General features: G+C 75.2%; 18 protein-coding genes. 8 read left to right on the top strand and 10 right to left on the bottom strand.

What is annotated here, in order from left to right; genetic code table 11:
• Window positions 1-61: 61 nt before the first annotated feature.
• The 4 genes from ACF08D_RS29255 to ACF08D_RS29240 all read right to left on the bottom strand — a co-directional run bounded on the left by ACF08D_RS29255 (window position 62) and on the right by ACF08D_RS29240 (window position 6,074).
• Window positions 62-1,954, bottom strand: a complete 1,893-nt coding sequence (locus ACF08D_RS29255; RefSeq protein WP_392226869.1) for an NAD-binding lipoprotein — start codon at window positions 1,952-1,954, stop codon at window positions 62-64.
• Window positions 1,955-2,116: 162 nt separating this feature from the next.
• Window positions 2,117-3,688, bottom strand: a complete 1,572-nt coding sequence (locus tag ACF08D_RS29250) for a SpoIIE family protein phosphatase (RefSeq protein WP_392226867.1) — start codon at window positions 3,686-3,688, stop codon at window positions 2,117-2,119.
• A gap of 1 nt (window position 3,689) precedes the next feature.
• Window positions 3,690-4,256: a methanogen output domain 1-containing protein gene (locus ACF08D_RS29245; RefSeq protein WP_392226865.1), complete on the bottom strand. Its 567-nt coding sequence runs from the start codon at window positions 4,254-4,256 to the stop codon at window positions 3,690-3,692.
• 159 nt (window positions 4,257-4,415) lie between these two features.
• Window positions 4,416-6,074 (bottom strand): sigma-70 family RNA polymerase sigma factor, encoded by a 1,659-nt coding sequence (locus tag ACF08D_RS29240; RefSeq protein ID WP_392226864.1) that lies wholly within the window; start codon window positions 6,072-6,074, stop codon window positions 4,416-4,418.
• A 315-nt stretch (window positions 6,075-6,389) separates the two neighbouring features.
• On the opposite strand from ACF08D_RS29240, the gene ACF08D_RS29235 reads away from it, so the two are divergent.
• A complete protein-coding gene (locus ACF08D_RS29235; RefSeq protein WP_392226862.1) occupies window positions 6,390-7,190 on the top strand; it encodes a DUF1206 domain-containing protein in 801 nt (266 codons plus the stop codon).
• A gap of 25 nt (window positions 7,191-7,215) precedes the next feature.
• Here the strand turns inward: ACF08D_RS29235 and ACF08D_RS29230 are convergent, their stop codons facing one another.
• Window positions 7,216-9,015: a S8 family serine peptidase gene (locus ACF08D_RS29230; protein ID WP_392226861.1), complete on the bottom strand. Its 1,800-nt coding sequence runs from the start codon at window positions 9,013-9,015 to the stop codon at window positions 7,216-7,218.
• A gap of 280 nt (window positions 9,016-9,295) precedes the next feature.
• Here ACF08D_RS29230 and ACF08D_RS29225 point away from each other — a divergent pair, with 280 nt between their 5' ends.
• The 5 genes from ACF08D_RS29225 to ACF08D_RS29205 all read left to right on the top strand — a co-directional run bounded on the left by ACF08D_RS29225 (window position 9,296) and on the right by ACF08D_RS29205 (window position 12,311).
• Window positions 9,296-9,868: an antibiotic biosynthesis monooxygenase gene (locus tag ACF08D_RS29225; protein WP_392226860.1), complete on the top strand. Its 573-nt coding sequence runs from the start codon at window positions 9,296-9,298 to the stop codon at window positions 9,866-9,868.
• Window positions 9,869-9,981: 113 nt separating this feature from the next.
• Window positions 9,982-10,395, top strand: a complete 414-nt coding sequence (locus ACF08D_RS29220; RefSeq protein ID WP_392226858.1) for a VOC family protein — start codon at window positions 9,982-9,984, stop codon at window positions 10,393-10,395.
• 110 nt (window positions 10,396-10,505) lie between these two features.
• Complete coding sequence (locus tag ACF08D_RS29215; protein ID WP_392226856.1) at window positions 10,506-10,883, top strand: phage holin family protein; 378 nt, start codon at window positions 10,506-10,508, stop codon at window positions 10,881-10,883.
• Window positions 10,884-11,028: 145 nt separating this feature from the next.
• Window positions 11,029-11,940: a DMT family transporter gene (locus ACF08D_RS29210; RefSeq protein ID WP_392226854.1), complete on the top strand. Its 912-nt coding sequence runs from the start codon at window positions 11,029-11,031 to the stop codon at window positions 11,938-11,940.
• A gap of 248 nt (window positions 11,941-12,188) precedes the next feature.
• The gene (locus tag ACF08D_RS29205; protein WP_392226853.1) at window positions 12,189-12,311 is read left to right on the top strand and encodes a hypothetical protein; all 123 of its coding nucleotides are present in this window, start codon (window positions 12,189-12,191) and stop codon (window positions 12,309-12,311) included.
• A 12-nt stretch (window positions 12,312-12,323) separates the two neighbouring features.
• Here the strand turns inward: ACF08D_RS29205 and ACF08D_RS29200 are convergent, their stop codons facing one another.
• On the bottom strand, window positions 12,324-13,931 hold the full coding sequence (locus ACF08D_RS29200; protein ID WP_392226851.1) for a glycerol-3-phosphate dehydrogenase/oxidase: 1,608 nt from the start codon (window positions 13,929-13,931) through the stop codon (window positions 12,324-12,326).
• A complete protein-coding gene (locus tag ACF08D_RS29195) occupies window positions 13,928-14,527 on the bottom strand; it encodes a TetR/AcrR family transcriptional regulator (protein WP_392226849.1) in 600 nt (199 codons plus the stop codon). Before ACF08D_RS29195 ends, ACF08D_RS29200 begins: the two co-directional genes overlap by 4 nt.
• Before the next feature lie 73 nt (window positions 14,528-14,600).
• Between ACF08D_RS29195 and ACF08D_RS29190 the strand changes: the two genes are divergently transcribed.
• A complete protein-coding gene (locus tag ACF08D_RS29190) occupies window positions 14,601-16,199 on the top strand; it encodes an FAD-binding oxidoreductase (protein WP_392226847.1) in 1,599 nt (532 codons plus the stop codon).
• Window positions 16,200-16,240: 41 nt separating this feature from the next.
• Window positions 16,241-17,125, top strand: a complete 885-nt coding sequence (locus ACF08D_RS29185) for a diacylglycerol/lipid kinase family protein (protein WP_392226845.1) — start codon at window positions 16,241-16,243, stop codon at window positions 17,123-17,125.
• A 144-nt stretch (window positions 17,126-17,269) separates the two neighbouring features.
• Here ACF08D_RS29185 and ACF08D_RS29180 read toward each other — a convergent pair whose 3' ends face one another.
• The 3 genes from ACF08D_RS29180 to ACF08D_RS29170 all read right to left on the bottom strand — a co-directional run bounded on the left by ACF08D_RS29180 (window position 17,270) and on the right by ACF08D_RS29170 (window position 21,354).
• Window positions 17,270-17,785: a hypothetical protein gene (locus tag ACF08D_RS29180; protein ID WP_392226844.1), complete on the bottom strand. Its 516-nt coding sequence runs from the start codon at window positions 17,783-17,785 to the stop codon at window positions 17,270-17,272.
• Between the two features lie 207 nt (window positions 17,786-17,992).
• On the bottom strand, window positions 17,993-18,889 hold the full coding sequence (locus ACF08D_RS29175) for a GNAT family N-acetyltransferase (protein ID WP_392226842.1): 897 nt from the start codon (window positions 18,887-18,889) through the stop codon (window positions 17,993-17,995).
• A 182-nt stretch (window positions 18,890-19,071) separates the two neighbouring features.
• Complete coding sequence (locus ACF08D_RS29170; RefSeq protein ID WP_392226840.1) at window positions 19,072-21,354, bottom strand: MMPL family transporter; 2,283 nt, start codon at window positions 21,352-21,354, stop codon at window positions 19,072-19,074.
• Between the last annotated feature and the right edge of the window lie 65 nt (window positions 21,355-21,419).

Below are 21,419 nucleotides of genomic sequence, written 5' to 3'. Positions count from 1 at the left end.
CGACGGGTGACGGCCGTGGCCGGAGGTGCCCGGGTGAGCGCCGGTACGGGTGGGGGCGGGCTCACCCCTCCGCCACCACGATCACCGCGTCCCCCGGACCGAACCGCACCGTCCGCCGCTTGTCCGGATTGACCCGCACCCCGTACCCGGGTCCGGTGGACGCCTCGGCGCGCAGCCGGTAGCCGATGGCGCATTCCTGCCGGCGCCGCGCCGACTCCACCACCGTGGCGAAGGAGACCTCCCGCCCCGCCGCCACATAGTCGGTCGCGGGCCGCAGGAGGACCGAGCTGCCGCCCGCCGTGAACAGCTCGTCGAACACCCCGGCCAGATGCGGGTTCTCGGCGATCTGCGTCATCAGCAGGCTGATCAGCCGGCCGCTGACGATGAAGTCGGCGCCCTGCCGCACCGGCGCCAGCAGCCGGTTGCGGTCGTCGGTCATCTCGGTGATCACCGCCAGGTCCCGCCCGGTCGCCTCCTCCACCGCCCGCAGGTGCAGCAGGGTCACCAGGGTCCGGTCGTCGGTCTCCCGGTCGTCCCCCTGCCCGGCGCCCTCGTCCCCCACCAGCAGCACACTGTCGTACGCCGGCACGTCCAGCCGCGCCAGCGTGCGCCGTTCGGTGATGTCGCCCCGGTGGAACGTCACCAGCAGCCGCCCGGTCCACCCCGCGACCGCGCGCACCCCCGCCGGATCGCTCAGGGACACCACGTCGAGCGACGACCCCGGCCGTACGTACTGGTCGAGCTGGGCCACGATCAGCGGGGCGCGGGGGTTCCAGCCGAGCAGCAGCAGCCGCTCCGCCACCGGCTCCCGGACCGGCGCCGCCACGATGGCGTCCTCCTCCACCGGCGGGGCGGCCGCCGCCGGCACCGCGGTGTCGTCGTCCTCGGTGATCACCACCAGCCGGTCCTCCGGCCCGATCACCGTGCCCGGCGGCGGGTTCAGCACCAGCCCGCCGCCGGCCCGGACCAGCCCGGTCACCGACGTGGTGGCGAACGCCCCCAGCGCCTCGCCGAAGGTACGGCCCGCCAGAGGGCCGGCCGGCACCACATAGAACTCGTCGCCCGCGAAGTCGAGCAACTCCTGGTAGACCAGCGACAGTCCGGGCTGCCGCGAGGTCTGCACCAGCAGCCGCGCCACGATGTCGTCCACGTTCAGCACATGCCCGTACGGCCCGACGGCCAGGGTCGCGGCCGTGTGGTGGCCCGGGTCCCGCACCGCGGCCACCACCACCCGGCCCGGACCGCGCGGCACCGCCGCGTCCAGCGCCAGGAGCGTCTTCACCACCTGCCGGTCCGCGCCCGGACCGGCCGGCGGCAGCACCAGCACCGCCCGGGCGGTCGCCGGGCTCACCCGGGGCAGGATCGCCGGGTCGGTGGTGGCACCGCTGCGGCACACCACCCGGGTGGTGCGGGTGTGGCCGACATGGCTCGCGATCTCCCCGTCCATGAGCAGCTTGTCCTCGTCGCCCAGCACCGCGACCGCGGCCCGGCGCCGGTTCGCGTTGGCCGCCACCAGCTCCCCGACCACCGGGAAGACCTGGTCGGACCAGCCGAGCACCACCGTGTGCCCCTCCTCCACGACCGCCGACCGGCCCAGCCGCAGGGCCAGCAGGCGCTCATTGAGCCCCGTGGTGATCAGGCTCACCAGCGCCGACACGAACAGCAGCGCCACCAGGGCCAGCAGCACCGACATCGCCACATAGACCGGCGGCCCCACCTCGCCGCCGAGCCGCAGCGTCCGGCCGACGCTTCCCCACACCGCCGCCACCCGGCCGGAGAACGAGGGCGGGGCCGCGCGGTCCGCCCACACCAGCACCACACTGGCCGGCACCACGATCAGCAGGCACAGCAGCGTCAGCCAGCCGATCAGCACGGGGGTGCCGTGCGCCATCGCGTTGTCGAAGCGGTACCGCAGGCGCGACCACGCGCCGGCACCGGACGCGCGCCGCGCCATACCGAGCCCCCCAGAACACCGGGCCGGACACCGGCCACGACGGACGTCACCTCGGGGCGGCCGGGACCACGGACCCGGACACCCCCGGGGACAGTGTCGCGGCGCGAGGAGCGGACGGGGCGATCTTCCGCGCCCGCTTCACCCGCAGGAGTCACCCACCCGTCAGGGACCGGGCGGAAAGCGGACGATCAGCAGCGCCCGGTCGTCCGGCACGTCCGTGTCGGGCTGCCGGTCCAGCAGCAACTCGCCCGTACCGAGGGCGTCCAGGCCCGGGGCGGCCGCCGCCGTACGGGCCAGCCGGTCCAGCCCCACGTCCAGGCTCTCGCCCCGCCGCTCGATCAGGCCGTCGGTGTAGAACACCAGCGTCGCGCCCGGCGGGACGGCCACCTCCGCCTCCGGGTACCGGTCGAACGGCACCGGACCCAGCGGCGGCGCCAGCCCCGCCATCAGGTACTCGGTGGTGCCGTCCTCCCGGATCAGCAGCGGAGGGGGATGGCCCGCCCGGGTGTAGCGCAGCGTCCGCGCGGCCCGGTCGTACGTGGCGTAGCACGCGGTGGCCATCAGGCCCTCGTGGTACGTGCCCAGGAAGTCGTTCAGCTCCGCCATCACCGCCGGCGGCCGGTCGCCGTGCCGGCGCGAGATGCTGCGCAGCACCGTGCTGATCTGCGCCATCGCGGTGGCCTCGGCGATGCCGTGCCCGGCCACGTCCCCGATGGTGAGGCCCACGGTCTGCGGGCCCAGCGGATGGACGTCGTACCAGTCGCCGCCCACGTGCACCATGTGCGTACCGGGGGCGTAGCACCCGGCGATGTCCAGGCCGGGCACCTCCGGCAGCCGGGGCAGCAGACTGCGCTGCAGCCGCACGGCCAGCCGGTGCTCGTGCTCGAACAGGCCCGCCCGGCGCACGGCCTGGGCGATCAGCTGGGCGATGGCCGTGGTGTGGTCGGCGTCCTGCCCGGCGCCCGGCCCGTCGTGGATGACCAGGCTGCCCAGGACGACCCCCTCCGCCTCCAGCGGCACCCGGCGGGCCGGCCCGGCCGGCGGCGGGGCGGGCGGCCCGGCGTGCGGCCGGTCCAGGTCGGTCCACGACGCGGTGGTGGAGACGGGCAGCGTGTCGGTGGCGGCGAGGGACGGGACGATCCGGCGCGGATGCAGCTCCAGGGTCACCCCGGCCGCGTCGAGCGCCTGCGGCGCGCTCTTGTGCACCGCGTCGCACACCTCGGTGAGGTCGCCGCTCGACGCCAGCGCGGCGGTGAGCCGGTACAGCCGCTGCATCCGGGCGCGCGCCTCCGTCTCGGCGCGCAGCAGGCGGTCCCGCTGCTCGGCGATGGCCCGGCGGTAGGCCATCTGCTGGTTCATCAGGCTGAGCCGCTGGCTGAGGGCCACGAAGCGGTCGCTGACGTCCAGCCGCGAGAGGTGCACCTGGACGGCCGGGGAGGGCCCCGTCCACCAGGTGGCGCGCGCGCCGTGGCAGCGCAGCCGCACCGGGCGGCCCTCGCCGTCCCGGGCGGTCATCACGCCGGGCAGCGGCGCCCCGCTGCGCAGCCACTGGGCCAGCCGGCCCGCGACCGCCTCCGGGTCGGTCACCAGGGAGAGCAGGTCCTCCCCGGGGCGCAGGGTGTCCACGGTGCGCCGGGTGGCGGGGTTGGCGGCCAGGATCCGGCCCGAGGCGTCGGCCACCAGGACCGCGTGCGGGAGGAGCTTCGCCACGGCGTGGAAGGCCGCCAGGTCCATCTCACTCCCCTCGCGGCCGGCGCGGGGAGGGCGCCTGGTACACCGGCGGGTGGGCGTCGTCGAAGTACTCGCGGCCGTCCTCGTCGTCCGGTACGGGGTCCGGGGTGAGGTGCACCACCACCCGGCAGCCGGTGCTGCCCCGGGCGATGGTCTCCTCCAGCTCGACCCGGGCGTAGCCGAGGTTCCGGGCGGCGATGGTGCCGAAGACGTTGGACGTCATCATGCACATCGACTCCCGCCCCAGCACCTTCTCGGCGAACGGGCAGCTGCGGCTGCCCAGCACGATCCGCTCGTCGTCCTGGGAGATCAGGTAGAAGTCACCCCCGATCCGCTGCTTGAGGTCGACCAGGACGTCGGCGACCTGCTCGCGGTCGAGCCGCGGGAGCCGCAGGGCCCTGGTGTACGCGTCGTTGATCTGGGAGCCGACCGACTGGCCGACCAGGCTGATGTAGCCGGACGCCTCCTCCAGCCCCACGACGGACTCCAGCGACGTCGCCAGCTCCCGGACGAGTCCCCGCAGGAACACATCGCGGTCCAGCTCCACGTCCGCTTCCCTGGCCGGCTTCACGACCGCTCCCTTCCGGTGGCGGGGCGCCGGGCGACGGCCCCCTTCCCGGCCGGCGCGGCAGGGTGCCCCGGCGGCCCGCAACGAGGATAGGCCCCCGGTCCGCCGCCGCTGAACCCTTCCTGCGACACCCCTCGTACGGGGCACTCCCGGCCGGTGCCGTCAGCCGCGCGCGCCGAACACCTGTGTCCACCACGGGCCGCCGGACCCCTGGTGGGCGCCCACGCCGATCTCCTTGAACGAGCAGTTGAGGATGTTGGCGCGGTGGCCGGGGCTGTTCATCCAGGAGTCCATCACCGACGCGGGGGACTGCTGGCCGCGGGCGATGTTCTCGCCGTAGGTCGACCACTGGTAGCCGGCGGCGGTGATCCGGTCGCCGGGGTCGGTGCCGTCGGGGCTGGTGTGGTCGAAGTAGCCGCGGGCGGCCATGTCCTCGGAGTGGCGCAGGGCGGCGGTGTCGAGGGTGCTGTTCTGGCTCACCGGGCCGCACCCGTTCCTGGCCCGCTCCTGGTTGACGAGCGTCGTCACCTGCTGCCCGAACGAGCCGGACGGGGCCTCGGGCTCCGGGGCCGGGGCGGAGCGCTGCCGGGCCGGGGACCGCTCGGGGCGCGGCTCCTCGGGCGTCCGGCTCGGTTCCGCCTTCTTCGAGGGCTTCTTCGACGGGGTCGCCGAGGGCGAGGGGGTCGCGGAGGCGGAGGGCGACGGCGAGGCGGAGGCCGAGACCGACGGGGACGGCGAGGCCGGTGCGGAGGCCGTCGCCTCCAGGGAGGGTGCGGGGGCGGTCGCCGCCTCGGTACGGATCTGACGGCTGCCCTCGTCGTCGGGGACCAGCAACTGCACCCCGGCCACACCGCCGCCGGCGACCAGCAGCGCCGCCGCGGCCACCGCCCCGCGGCGCTGCCGCCTGCGCCGGGCGTGCCGCTCCTGGCGCCGGTTGCCCGCGGGCCCCGCGCCCCGGCCGCCGGCACCGTGCCGGGCCACCGCCGCCTCGCCGCCCAAGACGCCCGCACCCGGGGACCCCGCCCCCGCCAGGCCGAAGGCGCCGTCCGCGGCGCCAGCCCCGGCGAGCGCCGCGCCCACCGGCACCAGGCCCAGGCCCACCAGCAGCCCCTCGGCGGGGACCAGCCCGGCGCCGTGGCCGGAGCAGACCGTGCAGCCGCGGGCGTGCCGGGCGATGCGCTTGCGCCACAGCGCGGACGGCAGCCCGTCCCAGCCGGCCAGCGTGCCGTCCAGCAGCACGCAGCGCGGTGCCGCCGCCAGCGCCCGGACGACGATCCGGGCCGTCTCCAGCTGGGCCTTCATCCGCTGCACCCGCACCGCGGTGTGCTCCGGCGTGAGCTCCAGCGCGTCCGCCACCTCGGTCCGGCTGAGCTCCCCGGCGGCCTCCAGCCACCACAGCGACAGCAGCTCCCGGTCGCCGTCGTCCAGCCACCGGGTGGCCTCGGCGACCTCGCGCCGCTGCCCCGACAGGCCCAGCCGCAGGATGGTGAGGTCCACGAAGTCGGCGCCCGGGTCGGCCGGGTCGGCGCCCTCCGGCAGCGGCGCGGCGAGCGCCGGGTCGAAGCGGTGGTCGCGTATCTGGTTCATGGTGATCGCCACCAGCCACGAGCGGAACCGCCGGGGGTCGCGCAGCGAACCCAGGCCGCCGAGCGCCCGGATCATCGTCTCCTGGACGACGTCGTCCACGTCCGCGTGGCCGCTCAGCGCCCGGCCCGCGATGTTGTAGACGAGCGGCAGGTACGCCGAGACCAGTTCGTCCTGCGCCCGCTGGTCCCCGGACTGCGCCGCCTCGACCAGCCGTACCTCGTGTGTCTGGCTCACCTGTCGGTCCCTCTCGTGGTCGCTTTCCCGCCGGGCGGGGGTGTGCCCGGTACAGGGGAGACCGCGTGGAGGGGAGCGGATAACGAAAACCGGCGAAGGATTCCGGAGAAGCCTCCCAGGATTCCGGAGAAGCCTCCGAAGAATCCGGAGGAGCCTCCGAAGAATCCGGAGAGAACCGGAGGAAACCGGAGAAGACTCCGAGGAATCGTTTCACCGTGGGTGCCGCCGCCCGCGCCCCGGACGGTCCGTGCCACCCCGCCCGCCCGGTGGTTTCCCGTCCGGATCGCGGGGCAACGGGGCAGGGGAGGTGACGAGGTGAGCATACGCAGCCGCGCAAGGGGCAAGAACGGCAGAACCGTCGTCGAGGTCGCGGGGCGGTGGGGGTTCGCCGCCCGGGGTGTGATCTATCTGCTCGTCGGCGCCCTCGCGCTGCGGATCGCCCTCGGCGACCCGGCCGAACAGGCCGACCGGGGCGGCGCCCTGAGCGAGATCGCCGCCAGGCCGCTGGGCTCGGTGGTCCTCTGGCTGCTGGGCATCGGCCTGGTGGGCATGGCGCTGTGGCAGCTCACCGAGGCGCTGTGGGGCCACAAGACGACCCGGCGGCTGCTGTCCGCCGGGCGCACCGTCTTCTACGCCGTGATCGCCTGGTCGGTCCTGGTGTTCGCCGCCGGGGACCACAGCGAGGGCGGCGGCGAGAGCGACCGCCAGTCCCACGACCTGACCGCACGCGCGCTGGAACTGCCCGCCGGCCAGTGGCTGGTGGCGGCGGCCGGGATCACCGTCGCCGTGGTGGGCGCGGTCGGCGCGGTGCAGGCGGTCCGCCGCAAGTACCGCAAGCACCTGCGGCTGGGCGACATGCCCGCCAGGGCCCGTACCGCCGTCGACGTGGCGGGCGTGGCCGGGGGAGTGGCACGGGGGCTGGTCTTCATGGCGGCGGGCGGGTTCGCGGTCCGGGCGGCCGTCACCTACCGGCCGAGCGAGGCGAAGGGCCTCGACGACACCATCCGCTCCTTCGCGGGGACTCCCGCCGGTCCGTGGCTGCTTGTGGTGATAGCGGTGGGTCTGGCCCTGTACGGGGTGTTCTCGTTCGCCATGGCGGTGTGGCGCCGGGTGTGAGCCGGCACCACACCGCGCGGTGGGATCAGAAGGTCAGGTTCCAGGCGTTGATCCGGCCGGTGTCCTGGGCGGCGACGTCCCGGACCCGGAGCTTCCAGGTGCCGTTCGCCACCTCGGACGAGGCGTTGACCGTGTAGGTCTTGCGCACGTCGTCCGCGCCGTCGCCGTCGGCGAAGTCCTCCAGCGGGTACACCGTGCCGTCCGGCGCCACCAGGGAGAGCACCAGGTCGCCCCGGTAGGTGTGCGCGATGTCGACGCCCACCTTCAGCGCCGCCGGCGCGTTGCCCGCGACGCCCGAGACCGGCAGGGGGCTCTCGACGGTCGCGTTGTCCGCGATCGCCACGTCCGCGGTGTTCTCGAAGTACCCGCCGGGCGGCGGCGTCGTCCCGCCGACCGCCTTCAGCGCGTCGGTCCGGCCCTCACCGAAGAAGCCGTTCTTCGCGGTGGTGCCCGCGCACCGGCGGTCCGAGGGGCAGGGCACGTCCACGGCCTGGACCCCCAGGCGGGCGCGCAGGTCCGCCGGGGTGGCGGCCGGATCGGCGCTCGCCATCAGCGCGGCCACACCCGCGACGTGAGGGGACGCCATCGACGTCCCGTTCATGTTGCCGTAGGTGCCGCCCGGCAGCGTGGAGTAGACGCCGGAGGCACCGTCACCGCCCGGCGCGGTGATGTCCACGACGCCGTTGCCGTAGTTGGAGTACGACGCCTTGACGTCGCCCTTGCCGGTGGCGGCCACGGTGACCACACCGGGCAGCTCGGTGGGGATGTCCAGGCAGGCGTTGGTGATCGGGCGCCGCACCGGGGTGGAGTCGTTGGGGCTCTCCGTGTCGACGGTCTTGTTCGCCAGGTCGAGGTTGGAGTTGCCGGCCGCCGCGACCTGGAGCGAACCGCGCCGCTCCGCGTACTCCTGGGCGCGCCGCACCCCCTCGATGATGGCGGCCTGGTCCGCGTTGTCCGGGCAGTTGAACTGCCACGGGTCGGTGTAGTAGCTGTTGTTGGTGACCTTGAAGCCGTGGTCACCGGCCCACATGAAGCCGCAGATGGTGTTCTCGGCGAAGAACAGGCTGCTGCCGGGCTCGGCGATGCGCACCGAGGAGATCCGCACCCCGGGCGCCACACCGACGACGCCCTTGCCGTTCTTGGCCGCCGCGATGGTGCCGGCGACATGCGTCCCGTGCGTGCCGACGTCGCGCCAGGCGCCGGCCCGGGTGTCCGCTCTGCCGTACGCGCAGGAGACGGAGTCCGCCGCGTTGAAGTTGGGCGCGATGTCCTGGTGCCGGTCGTCCACACCGGTGTCGAGCACCCCGACCTTGACGGACGCCGAGCCGGTGGTGACCGCCCATGCCTTGTCGGCGTTGATCTGGGTCATGTCCCAGCGGGTCAGGCTCTCGGTCAGGGTCGTCGGTGTCTGGGACGGGTTCGCCGGCAGCGCCGGGTCGTACGCGTCGGCCGGGACGTCCGAGGTGCGGGTGGCGCCCACCTGCTGGACGCCGGGAACGGTGCGCATCGCGGCGGCGAAGCCGGCGGACGCCGAGTGGGCCACGACGACGCCGATCGCGTCGTAGGAGGCGTACACGGAACCGCCGTTGGTGCTCACGGCGGCCCGTACGGCGGAGGTGTCACCGGGGGCGGTGATCACCAGGTGGGCCCGGGTCCCCGCGGCCCACGCGGCGGGGGCGGCGGCGGCCGCGGGGGCCGCGGCGCGCGGGGCGGGCTCCGGAGTGGCGGCCGTGGCCGGGGCGGAGAGGGCCAGGGCGGTGCCGAGCGCGGCGGCGGCGACGGCGCCCGAGGTCAGCGGGTGCCGTCTGGATATGTGACGTATCAATGCGTCCTCCGAGTCCCGGCGTGCTGGTCGGGCAGCCGGGTCGCACGAGCAGGGGGAGAACGCACGATGTCAGAACCGTGAACGGCTGAGAAGGAGGGGAAACCCTTGCTGATCGCCCCGGCGGGCGGGGGGTTCCCCGGCGGGCGGGGGGTCCCCCGGCGGGGGCCCGGTGGGGCGTTCCGGCGGGCGGGGCGTTCCGGTGGGCGGGGGCCGGAGGGTGGCGCCGCGGGCGCAGCCCCGTACAGTGCCCCTGGGCGCGGCACGAGCATCGGGAGAGCAAGTGACCGCTGTCAGCCTTGAGCACAGAGCCGTGCCCGCCGACACCGGCGAGGTGACCCTGCTGATCGCCCGGGAGGTCGAGGCCGGGCACGAGGCCGCCTTCGAACGCTGGGCGCGCGGCATCCTCGCCAGCGCGGCGCAGTTCCCCGGCCACCTGGGCCACGGACTGTTCCGCCCCTCCCACGAGGGCGCGCCCTGGTTCCTGGTCCACCGCTTCCGGGACGCCGAGGCGTGCCGGGCGTGGCAGGAGTCGCCGGAGCGCGCCGCCTGGTTCGCCCACTGCGAGGGCCACTACCACCACGAGGTGGCGCGGCGCGAACTGACCGGCATGGAGACCTGGTTCGCCGAGCCGGGCGCGGTGACACCGGCGCCGCCGCGCTGGAAGATGGCGATCAGCGCGACGCTGGCCATCTACCCGATCTCGCTGGCGGGCAGCTATCTGCTGGTGCCGCACCTGACCGGGCTGCACCCGGTGGTCGGCAGCGCCGTGATCGCCGTCGTCTTCAATGTCCTCATGACGTACGCGGCGATGCCCGCCGTGAGCCGCGTCCTGCGCCGCTGGCTCCGGGGCTGAGAGGAGAACAGGGGGCGAAGGACGGCGAAGAGGCGGCGGAGGGGAGCGGAGTACGTGATGTTGCGGTGCGGCCCCCATCCGCGAGGATGGGGGCGCACAGAAAGGGGCACAACATGGCACTCCGCCTCAACCCGTACATCAGCTTCGACGGTGACGCACGCCAGGCCATGGAGTTCTACCAGCAGGTCTTCGGCGGCCATCTCGACCTCAACCCCTACGGCAGCTTCGGCACCTCCGACCACGGCCAGGCCGACAAGATCATGCACGGCATGCTGGAGACCGACCGGGGCTTCACCCTCATGGGCGCCGACACCCCGCCCGGCTCCGAGCACCGCCCCGGCAACTCCATGTCCGTCAGCCTCAGCGGCGACAGCGCCGACGGGGACACCCTGCGCGGCTACTGGGAGAAGCTCTCCGACAGCGGCACCGTCACCGTGCCCCTGGAACGGCAGATGTGGGGCGACGAGTTCGGCATGTGCGAGGACCGCTTCGGCGTCACCTGGATGGTGAACATCTCCCCCTCGTAGACCTCGTAGACCTCGTAGACCTCGAAGGCCCTCGGAGATCCTCGTGGACCCCGCCGCCGCGCGCGGCCGGGCACCGGTGTGCCGGGCCGCGCGGCGGGTATGCGCGTGCCATGGAGCAGTCGGTACAGGATGTTCACACCCTCGTCCGCGAGGACACCACGGTCCGCGAGGACATCGAGGCCGCGCGCGAGGAAGCGGCCCTCGGCCTGTCGGAGGCGCGCCACGGCGCCGTGGCCCTCGCGGCGGGCGGCGCCTGCGGCCTGCTCGCGCTGTGGTCGGCGCACTCGGCGATCGTCCGGGGGCTGGAGCGGGTCTGGGCGCCGGAGCGCGTCGCGGGCGCGCTCGCCGTGGCGTACGCGTCGGGCGCGTCTGTCCTGGTCCACTACGGGTCCAAGCGCGTCCGGGTGGCCCGCACCGCCTCCCGGGAGGCGCTGAGCTCCTCGGCGGACGCGGTCCGGCACCTGGTGGACGAGCTGAAGGACGGCTGACCGCCGGCGCGTACGCCGGGCCCGCCGCCGTACGCCGTGCGGGAGGGCCGTCCGCGCCACTCCACCGGCGCACCCCGCCACTCCACTGGCCCGGGTCCGCCGTGTCCGCCTCGCGCGGTCCGCGCGCCGGCAGCAGGATCGACGGATGGGCGTCCTCCTCCCCACCGTCTTCGCGCTGTGCGCCGCCACCGCCAACGCGCTCGCCACCGTCCTCCAGCGCCGGGCCACGCTGACCGTCCCCCAGGCCCAGGGCTTCCGCCCCGGCATGATCCTCGATCTGCTGCGCCGCCCGCTGTGGCTGGCCGGCATCCTCACCGTGATCGTCGCCGGGGTCGCCCAGGCCGCCGCCCTGGCGACCGGCCCGCTGGCCCTCGTCCAGCCGCTGTTCATCCTGGAACTGCCGCTGGCCCTCCTCTTCGGCTCGTTCGCGGACCGCCAGGGCCTGCCGGGCCGCCAGTGGGCCGCGGTGGCCGCCGTGGTCGCCGGGCTGGGCCTCGCCATGATCGCCGCGTCCCCGGAGGGCAACCGCACCCGCGTCCCGATCGACCGGTGGGTGTTCACCCTCGCGGGTTGCGCCGTGGTGGTCGTGCTGCTCACGGCGTACGCGCTGCGCAAGCCGCCGGGCCCCGCGCGGGCCGGCTGCCTCGGCCTGGCCACCGCCATCTGCTACGCCCTGACGGCCGCCCTGATGAAGACGTCCATGCACATCCTCGACGAGGAGGGCGTCGGCGCGTTCTTCACCGCCTGGCAGACCTACGCCTTCGCCGCGTGCGGCGTCTGCGCGCTGCTCCTGCTGGAACACGCCCTCCAGGGCGGCCCGCTCGTGGCGTCGCAGCCCGCGCTCACCCTCGGCGACGCGGCCGTCAGCCTGACGCTCGGGCTGCTGCTGTACGAGGAGCACCTGCGCGGGCACTGGTGGCTGGTCCCGGAGGCGATCGGCGTCGCCCTGGTGGTCACCGGGGTGCTGGTCCTGGCACGGGCGGAGAGCGACGCCGGCACCGGCACCGCGACCGCCCCGGCGGACGGGAAGGCGGCCGGCAAGACCCCGCCCGCCTGAAGCCGGACCGTCAAGGCCCCCAACCGCCAAGTCCCGCCCGACGGCCCGTCACGTCCCGGCCGGGCGTGAGACCCGGGTGCCCTCCCGGCGCGGCGCGCGGGCCATTCGTCGTACGCGGCGGGCGGATCCGGCCGGGCCGTCTCGATGTGGCCGGTGCGCCGCGCCGCTGCGTCGCTCCCCGCCGACGGGGTAGGCGCGACCCATGACGACGGAGCACCACCACGACACGACATGACTCGGAGGAACCGGTGAACACCTTTGTGACCGCGGCCCAGGACGCCTCTGCCGCCCCCGCGTGGCTGCATGTGACCGTGATGGCGGTAGCCGTCCTGATTCTCTGCTACAGCCTCACCCGTCACAGCAACAACTGACCCCCCGCCTCCCTACGCGGACACGGCACCGCCCGAGCGCGGTGCGAGCAGCTCCTCCTCGTGGCGCAGCACCTCACGGGCCGTCACCAGCGCCGCCGCCCGGTCGTCCGGGACGACACCGATCCGGGTGCGGCGGTCGAGGAGGTCGGCCTCGTCCAGGGCGCCCTCGTGGCGCACCGCCCACACCAGTTCGGCCGCGGTGACCGGATGGCCCGGTACGACGGGCCGCGCCAGAGCCGGATCCGCGAGGCCCAGGGCGTGAACGGCCGTGGCCTCGGTGCCGTAGCGGCGCACCAGCCGGCGCGGGGCGTCCAGCGCCGCGAGCCGGGCCGGGGACGCCGCGCCGACCAGCGGCAGGGCGGCCGTCCGGCAGGGGCCCGCCACCAGACCGCGCGCGGCGACCGCCGCGTCCAGTGCGTCCTGCGCCATCCGCCGGTACGTGGTGAGCTTGCCGCCCACCACGGTCACCACCCCGTCCGGCGACGTCAGCACCGCGTGCCGGCGCGAGATGTCGGCCGTACGGGGCGCCCCGGCCGCCCCGGAGGTGTCCAGCAGGGGCCGCAGGCCCGCGAAGGCGCCGATCACGTCCTCCCGGCCCAGTGACACGTCGAGGGCCGAGCCCAGCACGTCCAGCAGGAAGCCGATGTCCGTCTCCGGCACCTCGGGGACGTCCGGCACCTCGCCGTCGACCGGCTCGTCGGTGAGCCCCACGTACACCCGGCCGTCGCCCTGGGGGAGGACCAGCACGAAACGGTTGGCCTCCCCGGGGATGGGGATGTGCAGGCCCGCGGTGAGCGACCCGAGGTCCTCGGAGCGGAGCACCAGGTGCGTGCCCCGGGAGGGCCGCAGCCGGATGTCGTCGATCAGCCCGCCCGCCCACACCCCGGTGGCGTTGACGACCGCACGGGCCCGGATCCTGGTCTCCTCGCCGGTCGTCTCGTCGCGCACCAGGGCGCCCGTGCCGTCCAGCGACAGGGCCCGGACGCGGGTCAGGACGCGCGCGCCGTGCGCGGCGGCGGTCCGGGCGAGCGCGGTGACCAGCCGGGCGTCGTCGCTGAGCCTGCCGTCCCAGGAGAGCAGCCCGCCGCGCAGCCCGGCGGGGCGCAGGGCGGGCGCCATGTGCCGGGTCTCGACGGGGGAGAGGGCGCGGGGCCCCGGCAGGGTGGCGCGCGAGGTGCGGGCCGAGGCGCGCAGCACGTCGCCGGCGTGCAGCCCGGCGCGCGCCAGCGCCGCCTGCGCGCGCGACACCAGCGGGGTCAGCGGCAGGACGAAGGGCTGGGCGGCGACCAGGTGCGGCGCGGTCCGCTCCATCAGGACGCCCCGCTCCACCGCGCTCTCGTGGGCGACGTCCAGCTGGCCGGACGCCAGATAGCGCAGCCCCCCGTGGATGAGCTTGGAGCTCCACCGGGAGGTGCCGAAGGCCAGGTCGTGGGCGTCGATCGCGGCGACCGTCAAGCCCCGGGACGCGGCGTCCAGCGCGGCGCCCGCACCGGTGGCGCCGAGCCCGACGACCAGGACGTCGACCTGCTCCCCGCCGGCGAGCCCGGCCAGTTCGCGGCGGCGGCGCGCCGCGCTCAGCGAGGACGACCGGGTGGACGTGGTGTCACGCGGGTGGCTCATGGGGTGAGGGTCCTTTCCAGGAGGGTCCGCAGCTCGGCGAGGAACGCCGCCTCCCCGAGCGCGGGGTCCGACTCCTCGGTCATGGTGCGCAGCGAGAGCGTGAAGGACTGGACGACCAGCAGGACGGACCGGGCCTGGAGATCGGGGTGCATGTGCCGTACGGAACCGTCGGCGTGCCCCTCCTCCAGCGCACCGGTGATGAGGCCCAGCAGCGCGTCCTGGCTGGCGCCGCGCCGGTCGAGCACATAGGGCAGCAGCAGCTCGGGGTCGACGTCCAGGATCTTGTGGAACAGCGGGTGGGCGCGGAACGCCTCGATCCCGGCGACCAGCCCGTCGACGAGCCGCGTCCGGGCCGGGGCGCCCGGGACCCGCCCGGGCATCGCCGCCACGGCCAGGCCGACCCACTCACGGGTCATCACGTCCCCGACGAGGGTGCGCACGTCGGGCCACCGGCGGTAGAGCGTCATGCGGGAGACCCCGGCGCGGCGGGCCACGTCGGTGAGCGTCGTCCGGCGCACGCCGACGGCGAGGACGCAGTCACGGGCCGCGTCGAGGACGGCTTCCGCGTCCGAACTGTTGTGACGAATGGGCGTCATCTGTCACAGTGTACCGCCAGGCGGGCCGGCGAGCACGCCACGATCCCGAACCGACGGTGAGGAAACCGATCCCGTGGACATGTTGTGGAGCGGCTGGGGCGACCCGGCCAAGGCGGCGCCCCTGCCCGAGTCCGTGACCGGCCTGCTGCGCGACCTGCTCGGCGTCACCCCGCGCGCCGGGGGCCCCGCCGCCCTGGACGACATCGAGGTCCCCGAGTCCCCGCTCGCCCCCGAGGCGCACCGCGCCCTCGCCGGCGCCCTCGCCGACCCCGGCGCCCTGGTCACCGACGCGGAGACCCGCGTCCGCCACACCCGCGGCAAGTCCACCCCCGACCTGCTGCGCATCCGCGCCGGTGAGGTCGACGACATCCCCGCGGCCGTCCTGCTCCCGGCGAGCCACGACGAGGTCCTCGCCGTCCTGCGGGTGTGCGCCGAACACCAGGTCGGCGCCGTCCCGTTCGGCGGCGGCACCTCCGTCGTCGGCGGCCTCGCCCCCGAGCGGACCGTCTTCGTCGCGCTCGACCTGCGCCGGATGGACGCCCTGCTCGACCTGGACGAGGTCTCCCGCACCGCGACCCTCCAGCCCGGCCTGCGGGCCCCGGCCGCCGAGGCCCTGCTCAACGCGCGCGGCTACACCCTCGGCCACTTCCCCCAGTCCTTCGAGTGGGCCACCGTCGGCGGTTTCGCCGCCGCCCGCTCCAGCGGCCAGGCGTCCGCGGGCTACGGCCGCTTCGACGAGATGGTGCTCGGCACCACCGTCGCCACCCCCGAGGGCACCTGGGAGGCCGGCCGCGCCCCCCGCTCCGCCGCCGGCCCCGACCTCCGCCAGCTCGTCCTCGGCTCCGAGGGCGCCTTCGGCGTGATCACCGCCGTCACCGTCCGGATCCGCCCGCTGCCCCGGGAACGCCACTACGAGGGCTGGCGGTTCGCCTCCTTCGAGGCCGGGGCCGCCGCCCTGCGCCGCATCGCCCAGGACGGCCCGCGCCCCACCGTGCTGCGGCTCTCCGACGAGACCGAGACCTTCATCGGCCTCGCCCAGCCCGACCGCATCGGCAGCGCCGACGCCGGCGGAACGTCCGGCTGCCTGGCCGTCGTCGGCTACGAGGGCACCGCCGCCGCCAACGAGGCGTGCCGGGCCGGCGTCCACGAGGCCCTCCTCGCCGCGGGCGGCGAGTACGCCGGCCGCGAGCCGGGCGACCGCTGGGCCCACGGCCGCTACAACGCCCCCTACCTGCGCGACGCCCTCCTCGACGCCGGCGCCTTCGCCGAGACCCTGGAGACCGCCGCCTTCTGGTCCGCGATCCCCGCGCTCTACCAGGACGTGCGCCAGGCGCTCACCACCGCCCTCACCGAGGCCGGCACGCCCCCGCTGGTGATGTGCCACATCTCCCACGTGTACGAGAACGGCGCCTCCCTCTACTTCACCGTGGTCTCCGCCCAGGGCAAGGACCCCGTCGCCCACTGGGCCCCCGCCAAGCACGCCGCCAACGAGGCGATCCTCGCCGCCGGCGGCACCATCAGCCACCACCACGGCGTGGGCACCGACCACCGCGACTGGTACGCACGCGAGGCCGGCCCCCTCGGCGTCCGCGTCCTCCAGGCCGTCAAGGCGGAGGTCGACCCGGCGGGCGTCCTCAACCCCGGCATCCTCGTCCCCGTCCGTCACCCCTGACGGCCCGGCCACCCACCGCCCTGCCCTACGGAGGCGCGCACATGCGACAGTTCACCGCCGTGGTCAACCCGGCCGCGGGGAGTTCCAGCGGCACGGCGGCCCTGCTGCCCGTGGCCCGGCTCCTGCGGGAGGCCGGGGCCGGGCTGGAGACCCGCTACAGCCGCAGTCTCGACCACGCCCGCGAACTGGCCCGGCAGGCCGCGGCCGAGGGGCGCACCGTGCTCGCCGTCGGCGGGGACGGCATGGCCGGCGCGGTCGGCGGGGTGCTCAGCGGCACCGGCGCCGTCCTCGGCCTGGTGCCCTCCGGCCGCGGCAACGACTTCGCCCGCGCCCTGGGCCTGCCCGCCGACCCCGCCGCCCTGGCGGAGCTCCTGCTGCACGGGGAGCCCGCCGCCGTCGACACCATCCGGGTGGACTCCGCCGCGCACGACGGCGTCACCGTCCTCGGCAGCGTGTACGCCGGGGTCGACGCGGTCGCCAACCGGTACGCCAACCACTCCCGGTACCTGCGCGGCGCCGCCTCGTACTACGCGGGCGGCGCCCGTGCCGTCGCCGCCTGGCGCCCCGCCGCGTTCCGCGTCACCGTCGACGGCGCGGAGCCGGCCGAGCGGCACGGCTACACCGTCGTCGCCGCCAACTCCGGCTACTACGGCTTCGGCCGCCGCATCGCGCCCGGCGCCCGTGTCGACGACGGCCTCCTCGACGTCGTGATCGTCCGGCACGCGCCCAAGCGCCTGTTCTTCGCGATGATGAACGAGCTGAAGACCGGCGCCCACCTGCGGCGCCCGCAGGTCGAGGTCCTGCGCGGCAAGGAGATCCGCATCGAGGCGGACCGGGACCTGCCGTACGGCGCGGACGGCGAGGTCGACGCGGCCCTGCCGGTCACGGTACGCGTCCAGCCGGGCGCCCTCACCGTCCTGCGCTGAACCGGGGCGCGGCACCGGACCGGGCACTCGCGCCGAACCGGGGCGCGGCGCCGGACCGGGGCGCTCGCGCCGGACCGGGGCGCTCGCGCCGGACGGGGGCGCGGCGCCGGACCGGGGCACTGAGGCCGGGTGCCGCGCCCGGGCTCAGTGCCGGGCGCCCTCGTGCGGCGCCGCCGCCCGGCGCCAGTAGTCGGCGAGCGTCGTCTCCGCCCCGGTCGCGGCGTTCCGCACCGGGGTGGTCAGATCGGGCGCCGGGAAGGGACGGGAGCCCGGCAGCAGCCCGTGCTCGTCGTCCTCGTTGTGCCAGGACGTGGTGGCCAGGACGTACTTCCCGCCCTCCTCCAGCGCCGGGTCGCCCTGCGGCTGCGTCACCGTGACCGTGCCGGTGAGACGGCCCTTGAACACCTGGCCCACCCGCACCTCGTACAGCCGGGAGGGGATCTCGGCGATCGTGCGCCGGCCCGACAGGCGCACCACGGTGCCGTGGAACACGTCGTCGGCGTCGTGCGCCGTCTCGCGCGCCTCCGCCGGATCGTACGAGGCCGCCGCCGAACCGGGCGGCGCCCCGGACGAGGTGACGGGCCGGAGGGCGAGGTACCCGCCCAGGGCGACGGCCGCGGTGACGAAGGCGGCCAGGGCGGCGAGCAGCGTCTTGTTCATGGTCGTTCCCACGGGGTGCGACGGCGGTGTGCGGGCCGTACGGCGCCACGCGTGCCGATGCGGCGGCACAGCGGTACGGCGGTCGCCATGTCGCTGCCCGCGCGGCGGCCGGGTCATCCCCCCGCGCCCACTAGTCGTACCGCCGCGCACCCCGTACGGGGGAACACCCGGGGGCGCACCACGGCCGGCGCGCCCCCGGACCGGGCGTCAGCCCCGGGCGCCGGGCAGCAGGTTGATCCGCTCCGACACCACCGGGTAGCCCGCCCTGGTGAAGTTGGCCGCCATGGGTGTGTTGCCCTGGTCGGTGGCCCCCGCGATGAAGGAGGCGCCCCGCTCGGCGAGGAAGTGGGTGCACTCGGCCAGCAGGTCGTAGGCGTAGCCCCGGCCGCGCTGCTCCGGCACCACCCCGATGTAGCCCACACAGGGCCCCGACGGGTTGTGCGCCGGGATGTGGATGCCCGCCAGGTCGCCGTCGCCGGTGTACGCCACCTGCCACCACGCGCGCGGCGAGGGGCACCAGTGGAAGAAGTCCATCTCCTCCTGGGCCGCCTGGTCGAGCCCGCCCTCCTCGATGGCGCGCAGCGCGTGGGCGTCCAGCGTCGCCGAGTGGATCCTGCGCAGCGCGTCGAAGAACACGGCGTCGTCCGGCTCCGCGGCGAACGTCAGCCGCCCGGGCCGCTCGGGCAGCCCCAGCTCGGGCGTCCAGCGGTACATGAACCGCTCCACCAGCAGCTCGTAGCCCGCCGCCCGGGCCGCCCGCAACCGGGTCTCGCCGGCGGCGCGGGCGGCCGGGTCGTCGCGCCACCCGGCGGGCAGGTCCAGCTCCAGTTCCACCTGGTGCGGTGCGGAGAGCAGCAGCCGGGCGCCCGCCTCCTCCTCGCCCTCGGCCACGTCGAACCAGTTGACGTTGACGGGGGTCTCGTCGTCGGGACCGCCCCACCAGGCGCCCCGGGCGACGACGGTGCCGTCACGGAGCGCCACCCGCTTCCAGTCGGGGCGGTGCGCCGTGCGGGCGTGCCGCGCGGCGGCGCCGAGCGGGTCGGGCAGGGTGTCGAAAAGATGCGCGTCGCTCGGGGAGAGCGCGCGGACGACCGTAGCGGTCATGGAAGGTGATCCTCCGGGATGCGGTGAACGAACTGCGCTCCCGGTCAGGAAAGGGACGCCGGGGAAACGGAACGGGAGCGCGCGAAACGGAACGGGTACATGGCGCTCGCCTCCTTTCCACCGTCGTGGGCGTCACCGCACACGCTAGATCGCCCGCCGTCCCGCGTCCACCCCTTTCCGGCTCAACCGCGTCCGCCGCCCGCCTCCTTGGCGACGCCCTCGCCCTCGGCGTCGATGTGCGGCAGCAGCCGGTCCAGCCACCGGGGGGTCCACCAGGCCGACCTGCCGAGCAGGGTCATCGCGGCCGGTACGAGCAGCAGGCGGACGACGGTGGCGTCGATGAGCACACTCGCGGCCAGGCCCAGCCCCAGCATCTTGACCACGATGTTGTCGCTGAGGATGAAGGCGGCGAAGACGCTCACCATGATGAGCGCCGCGCAGGTGATCACCCGTGCCGTGATCTCCAGGGCGTGCGCCACACTTGCCTTGGGGTCGCCCGTGCGCAGCCACGCCTCGTGCACCCGGGACAGCAGGAAGATCTCGTAGTCCATGCTCAGCCCGAAGACGATCGCGAACATCATCATCGGGACGTAGCTCTCGATCGGCACGTCGCCCGACACTCCCAGCGCCGGCCCGCCCCAGCCCCACTGGAACACCGCCACCACCACGCCGTACGAGGCGGCGATCGACAGCACGTTGAGCACGGCGGCCTTCACCGCGACGAGCACGCCCCGGAAGACGATCAGGATGACCAGGAAGGCCAGCCCGACGACCACCGCGATGATCAGCGGCAGCCGGCTGGAGACGATGTCGAGGAAGTCCACCTGGGCCGCGGTCGTGCCCGTCACATACGTCGTCGCGTCCGTCCCGGACACCGCCTGCGGCAGGACGTCGTCCACCAGGTGGTTGGTGAGGTCTGTGGTCCTCTCGTCCTGCGGGGCGGCGACGGAGTAGGCCGTGCCGATCAGCACGTCGCCGTCGGACGTCGGCTTCAGCGGGGTGACCACCGCCGCGTCGGGCACGTCGGCCAGGGCGCTCTGCGCCTTCGACGCCAGCGACGCACGGTCCGCCTCCGGGACGCCGCTCTGGTCGATCACCAGCGTCAGCGGCCCGTTCGACCCCGGTCCGAAGGCCGACGACATCAGGTCGAACGCCCGCCGGTCGGTGAACGACTTCGGGTCGGCCCCGTCGCCGATGTGGCCGAGCTGGATCGAGAACAGCGGGACCGCCAGCACCGCCAGCACCACGACCCCGGAGGCCAGGAACCACCACGGGCGGCGCTCCACCCGCTGGGCGTACCGGTGCCAGGTGCCCTGCGCCGTCTCGCCGGGGGCCGCCTCCGTCTCCGCGATGGGCCGCCGCACCCGCAGCCGGTCGATGTGCCGGCCCACCAGCCCCAGCATCGCCGGCACCAGGGTCAGCGCGCCCAGCACGGCCGTCACCACCGTGACGGCGGCGGCCAGCCCCAGCTTCCCGATGAAGCTGATCCCCGACACCCACAGCCCGGACAGCGCGATGATCACCGTGCAGCCCGAGACCAGCACCGCCCGCCCGCTGGTCGCCGTCGCCAGCCCCGCCGCCGTCCCCGGGTCCCGCCCGTCCATCAGGTTCTGCCGGTGACGCGTGATCAGGAACAGCGCGTAGTCGATGCCCACCCCCAGACCGATCATCGTCGCCAGCGTCGGCGACACGGTGGCGAAGGTGAACGCCGCCGCCAGCAGCCCCAGCAGACCCAGCCCGCACACCACCGCGACCAGCGCCGTCACCAGCGGCATCACCGCGGCCAGCACACTGCCGAAGCCCAGCAGCAGGACCAGGATCGCCACCCCGAAACCGATGGCCTCGCTGGTACGGTCGTCCGGCTCCGGGCGCGCCAGCTCGCCCAGCGGACCGCCGTACTCCACCTCCACGCCCGCCGCGCGCAGCGGCTGCACGGCCGAGTCGACCCCGTCGAGGTAGGACGCCCCGAGGGTGGACGGCTGCACGTCGAACCGCACGGTGATGTACGCCGTCTTCCCGTCCGACGACAGCGGGCCGACGTTCGCCGCCCCCTGCGCGGGCGGCGGCGTCCCCGGCGGCGGCAGCGGATTCTGCGCGCTCAGCACGTGCGGCAGCTTCTCCAGGCCGCTCACCGCCGAGCCGATCTGCCCCGACACCCCGGTGAGCGGCCCGGCGTCGTCGTACAGGACGACCTGGGCGCTGTAGCCGCCCGCCGCCGGCTCATGGGCCTTCAGGACGTCGAGGCCCTCCTGCGACTGGGAGCCGGGCAGCGCGAAGTTGTCCGAGTAGTCGCCCCCGTACGCCCGGTCCAGCACCTGGAGGCCCGCCAGCGCCGTCAGCCACAGGACGATGACGACCACACTGTGCCGGGCGCACCACGACCCGGTGCGCCGCAGCACCCCCCTGGGCCGTGCCGAGTCCGGGCTCGCGGGCGTCTTGCCCGCCGGTGGCCGCTCTGTCGACATGCGCCCTCCCTGCTGCCCCGGCCCGCCGTGGCACGACCGGTGGCGCGACGACGCCCGCCGCCCGG

It is taken from the genome of Streptomyces sp. NPDC015131 (genome assembly GCF_043079975.1).
In the GTDB taxonomy this organism is placed as follows: domain Bacteria; phylum Actinomycetota; class Actinomycetes; order Streptomycetales; family Streptomycetaceae; genus Streptomyces.
This window is presented reverse-complemented; position numbering and strand designations above follow the sequence as displayed.

Excerpts from the sequence above, each read along its gene's own strand:
- ACF08D_RS29255 (WP_392226869.1), bottom strand. The coding sequence starts at position 1,954 with ATGGCGCGGCGCGCGTCCGGTGCCGGCGCGTGGTCGCGCCTGCGGTAC.
- ACF08D_RS29250 (WP_392226867.1), bottom strand. The coding sequence starts at position 3,688 with ATGGACCTGGCGGCCTTCCACGCCGTGGCGAAGCTCCTCCCGCACGCG.
- ACF08D_RS29220 (WP_392226858.1), top strand. The coding sequence starts at position 9,982 with ATGGCACTCCGCCTCAACCCGTACATCAGCTTCGACGGTGACGCACGC.
- ACF08D_RS29215 (WP_392226856.1), top strand. The coding sequence starts at position 10,506 with ATGGAGCAGTCGGTACAGGATGTTCACACCCTCGTCCGCGAGGACACC.
- ACF08D_RS29210 (WP_392226854.1), top strand. The coding sequence starts at position 11,029 with ATGGGCGTCCTCCTCCCCACCGTCTTCGCGCTGTGCGCCGCCACCGCC.
- ACF08D_RS29200 (WP_392226851.1), bottom strand. The coding sequence starts at position 13,931 with ATGAGCCACCCGCGTGACACCACGTCCACCCGGTCGTCCTCGCTGAGC.
- ACF08D_RS29195 (WP_392226849.1), bottom strand. The coding sequence starts at position 14,527 with ATGACGCCCATTCGTCACAACAGTTCGGACGCGGAAGCCGTCCTCGAC.
- ACF08D_RS29185 (WP_392226845.1), top strand. The coding sequence starts at position 16,241 with ATGCGACAGTTCACCGCCGTGGTCAACCCGGCCGCGGGGAGTTCCAGC.
- ACF08D_RS29180 (WP_392226844.1), bottom strand. The coding sequence starts at position 17,785 with ATGAACAAGACGCTGCTCGCCGCCCTGGCCGCCTTCGTCACCGCGGCC.
- ACF08D_RS29175 (WP_392226842.1), bottom strand. The coding sequence starts at position 18,889 with ATGACCGCTACGGTCGTCCGCGCGCTCTCCCCGAGCGACGCGCATCTT.
- ACF08D_RS29170 (WP_392226840.1), bottom strand. The coding sequence starts at position 21,354 with ATGTCGACAGAGCGGCCACCGGCGGGCAAGACGCCCGCGAGCCCGGAC.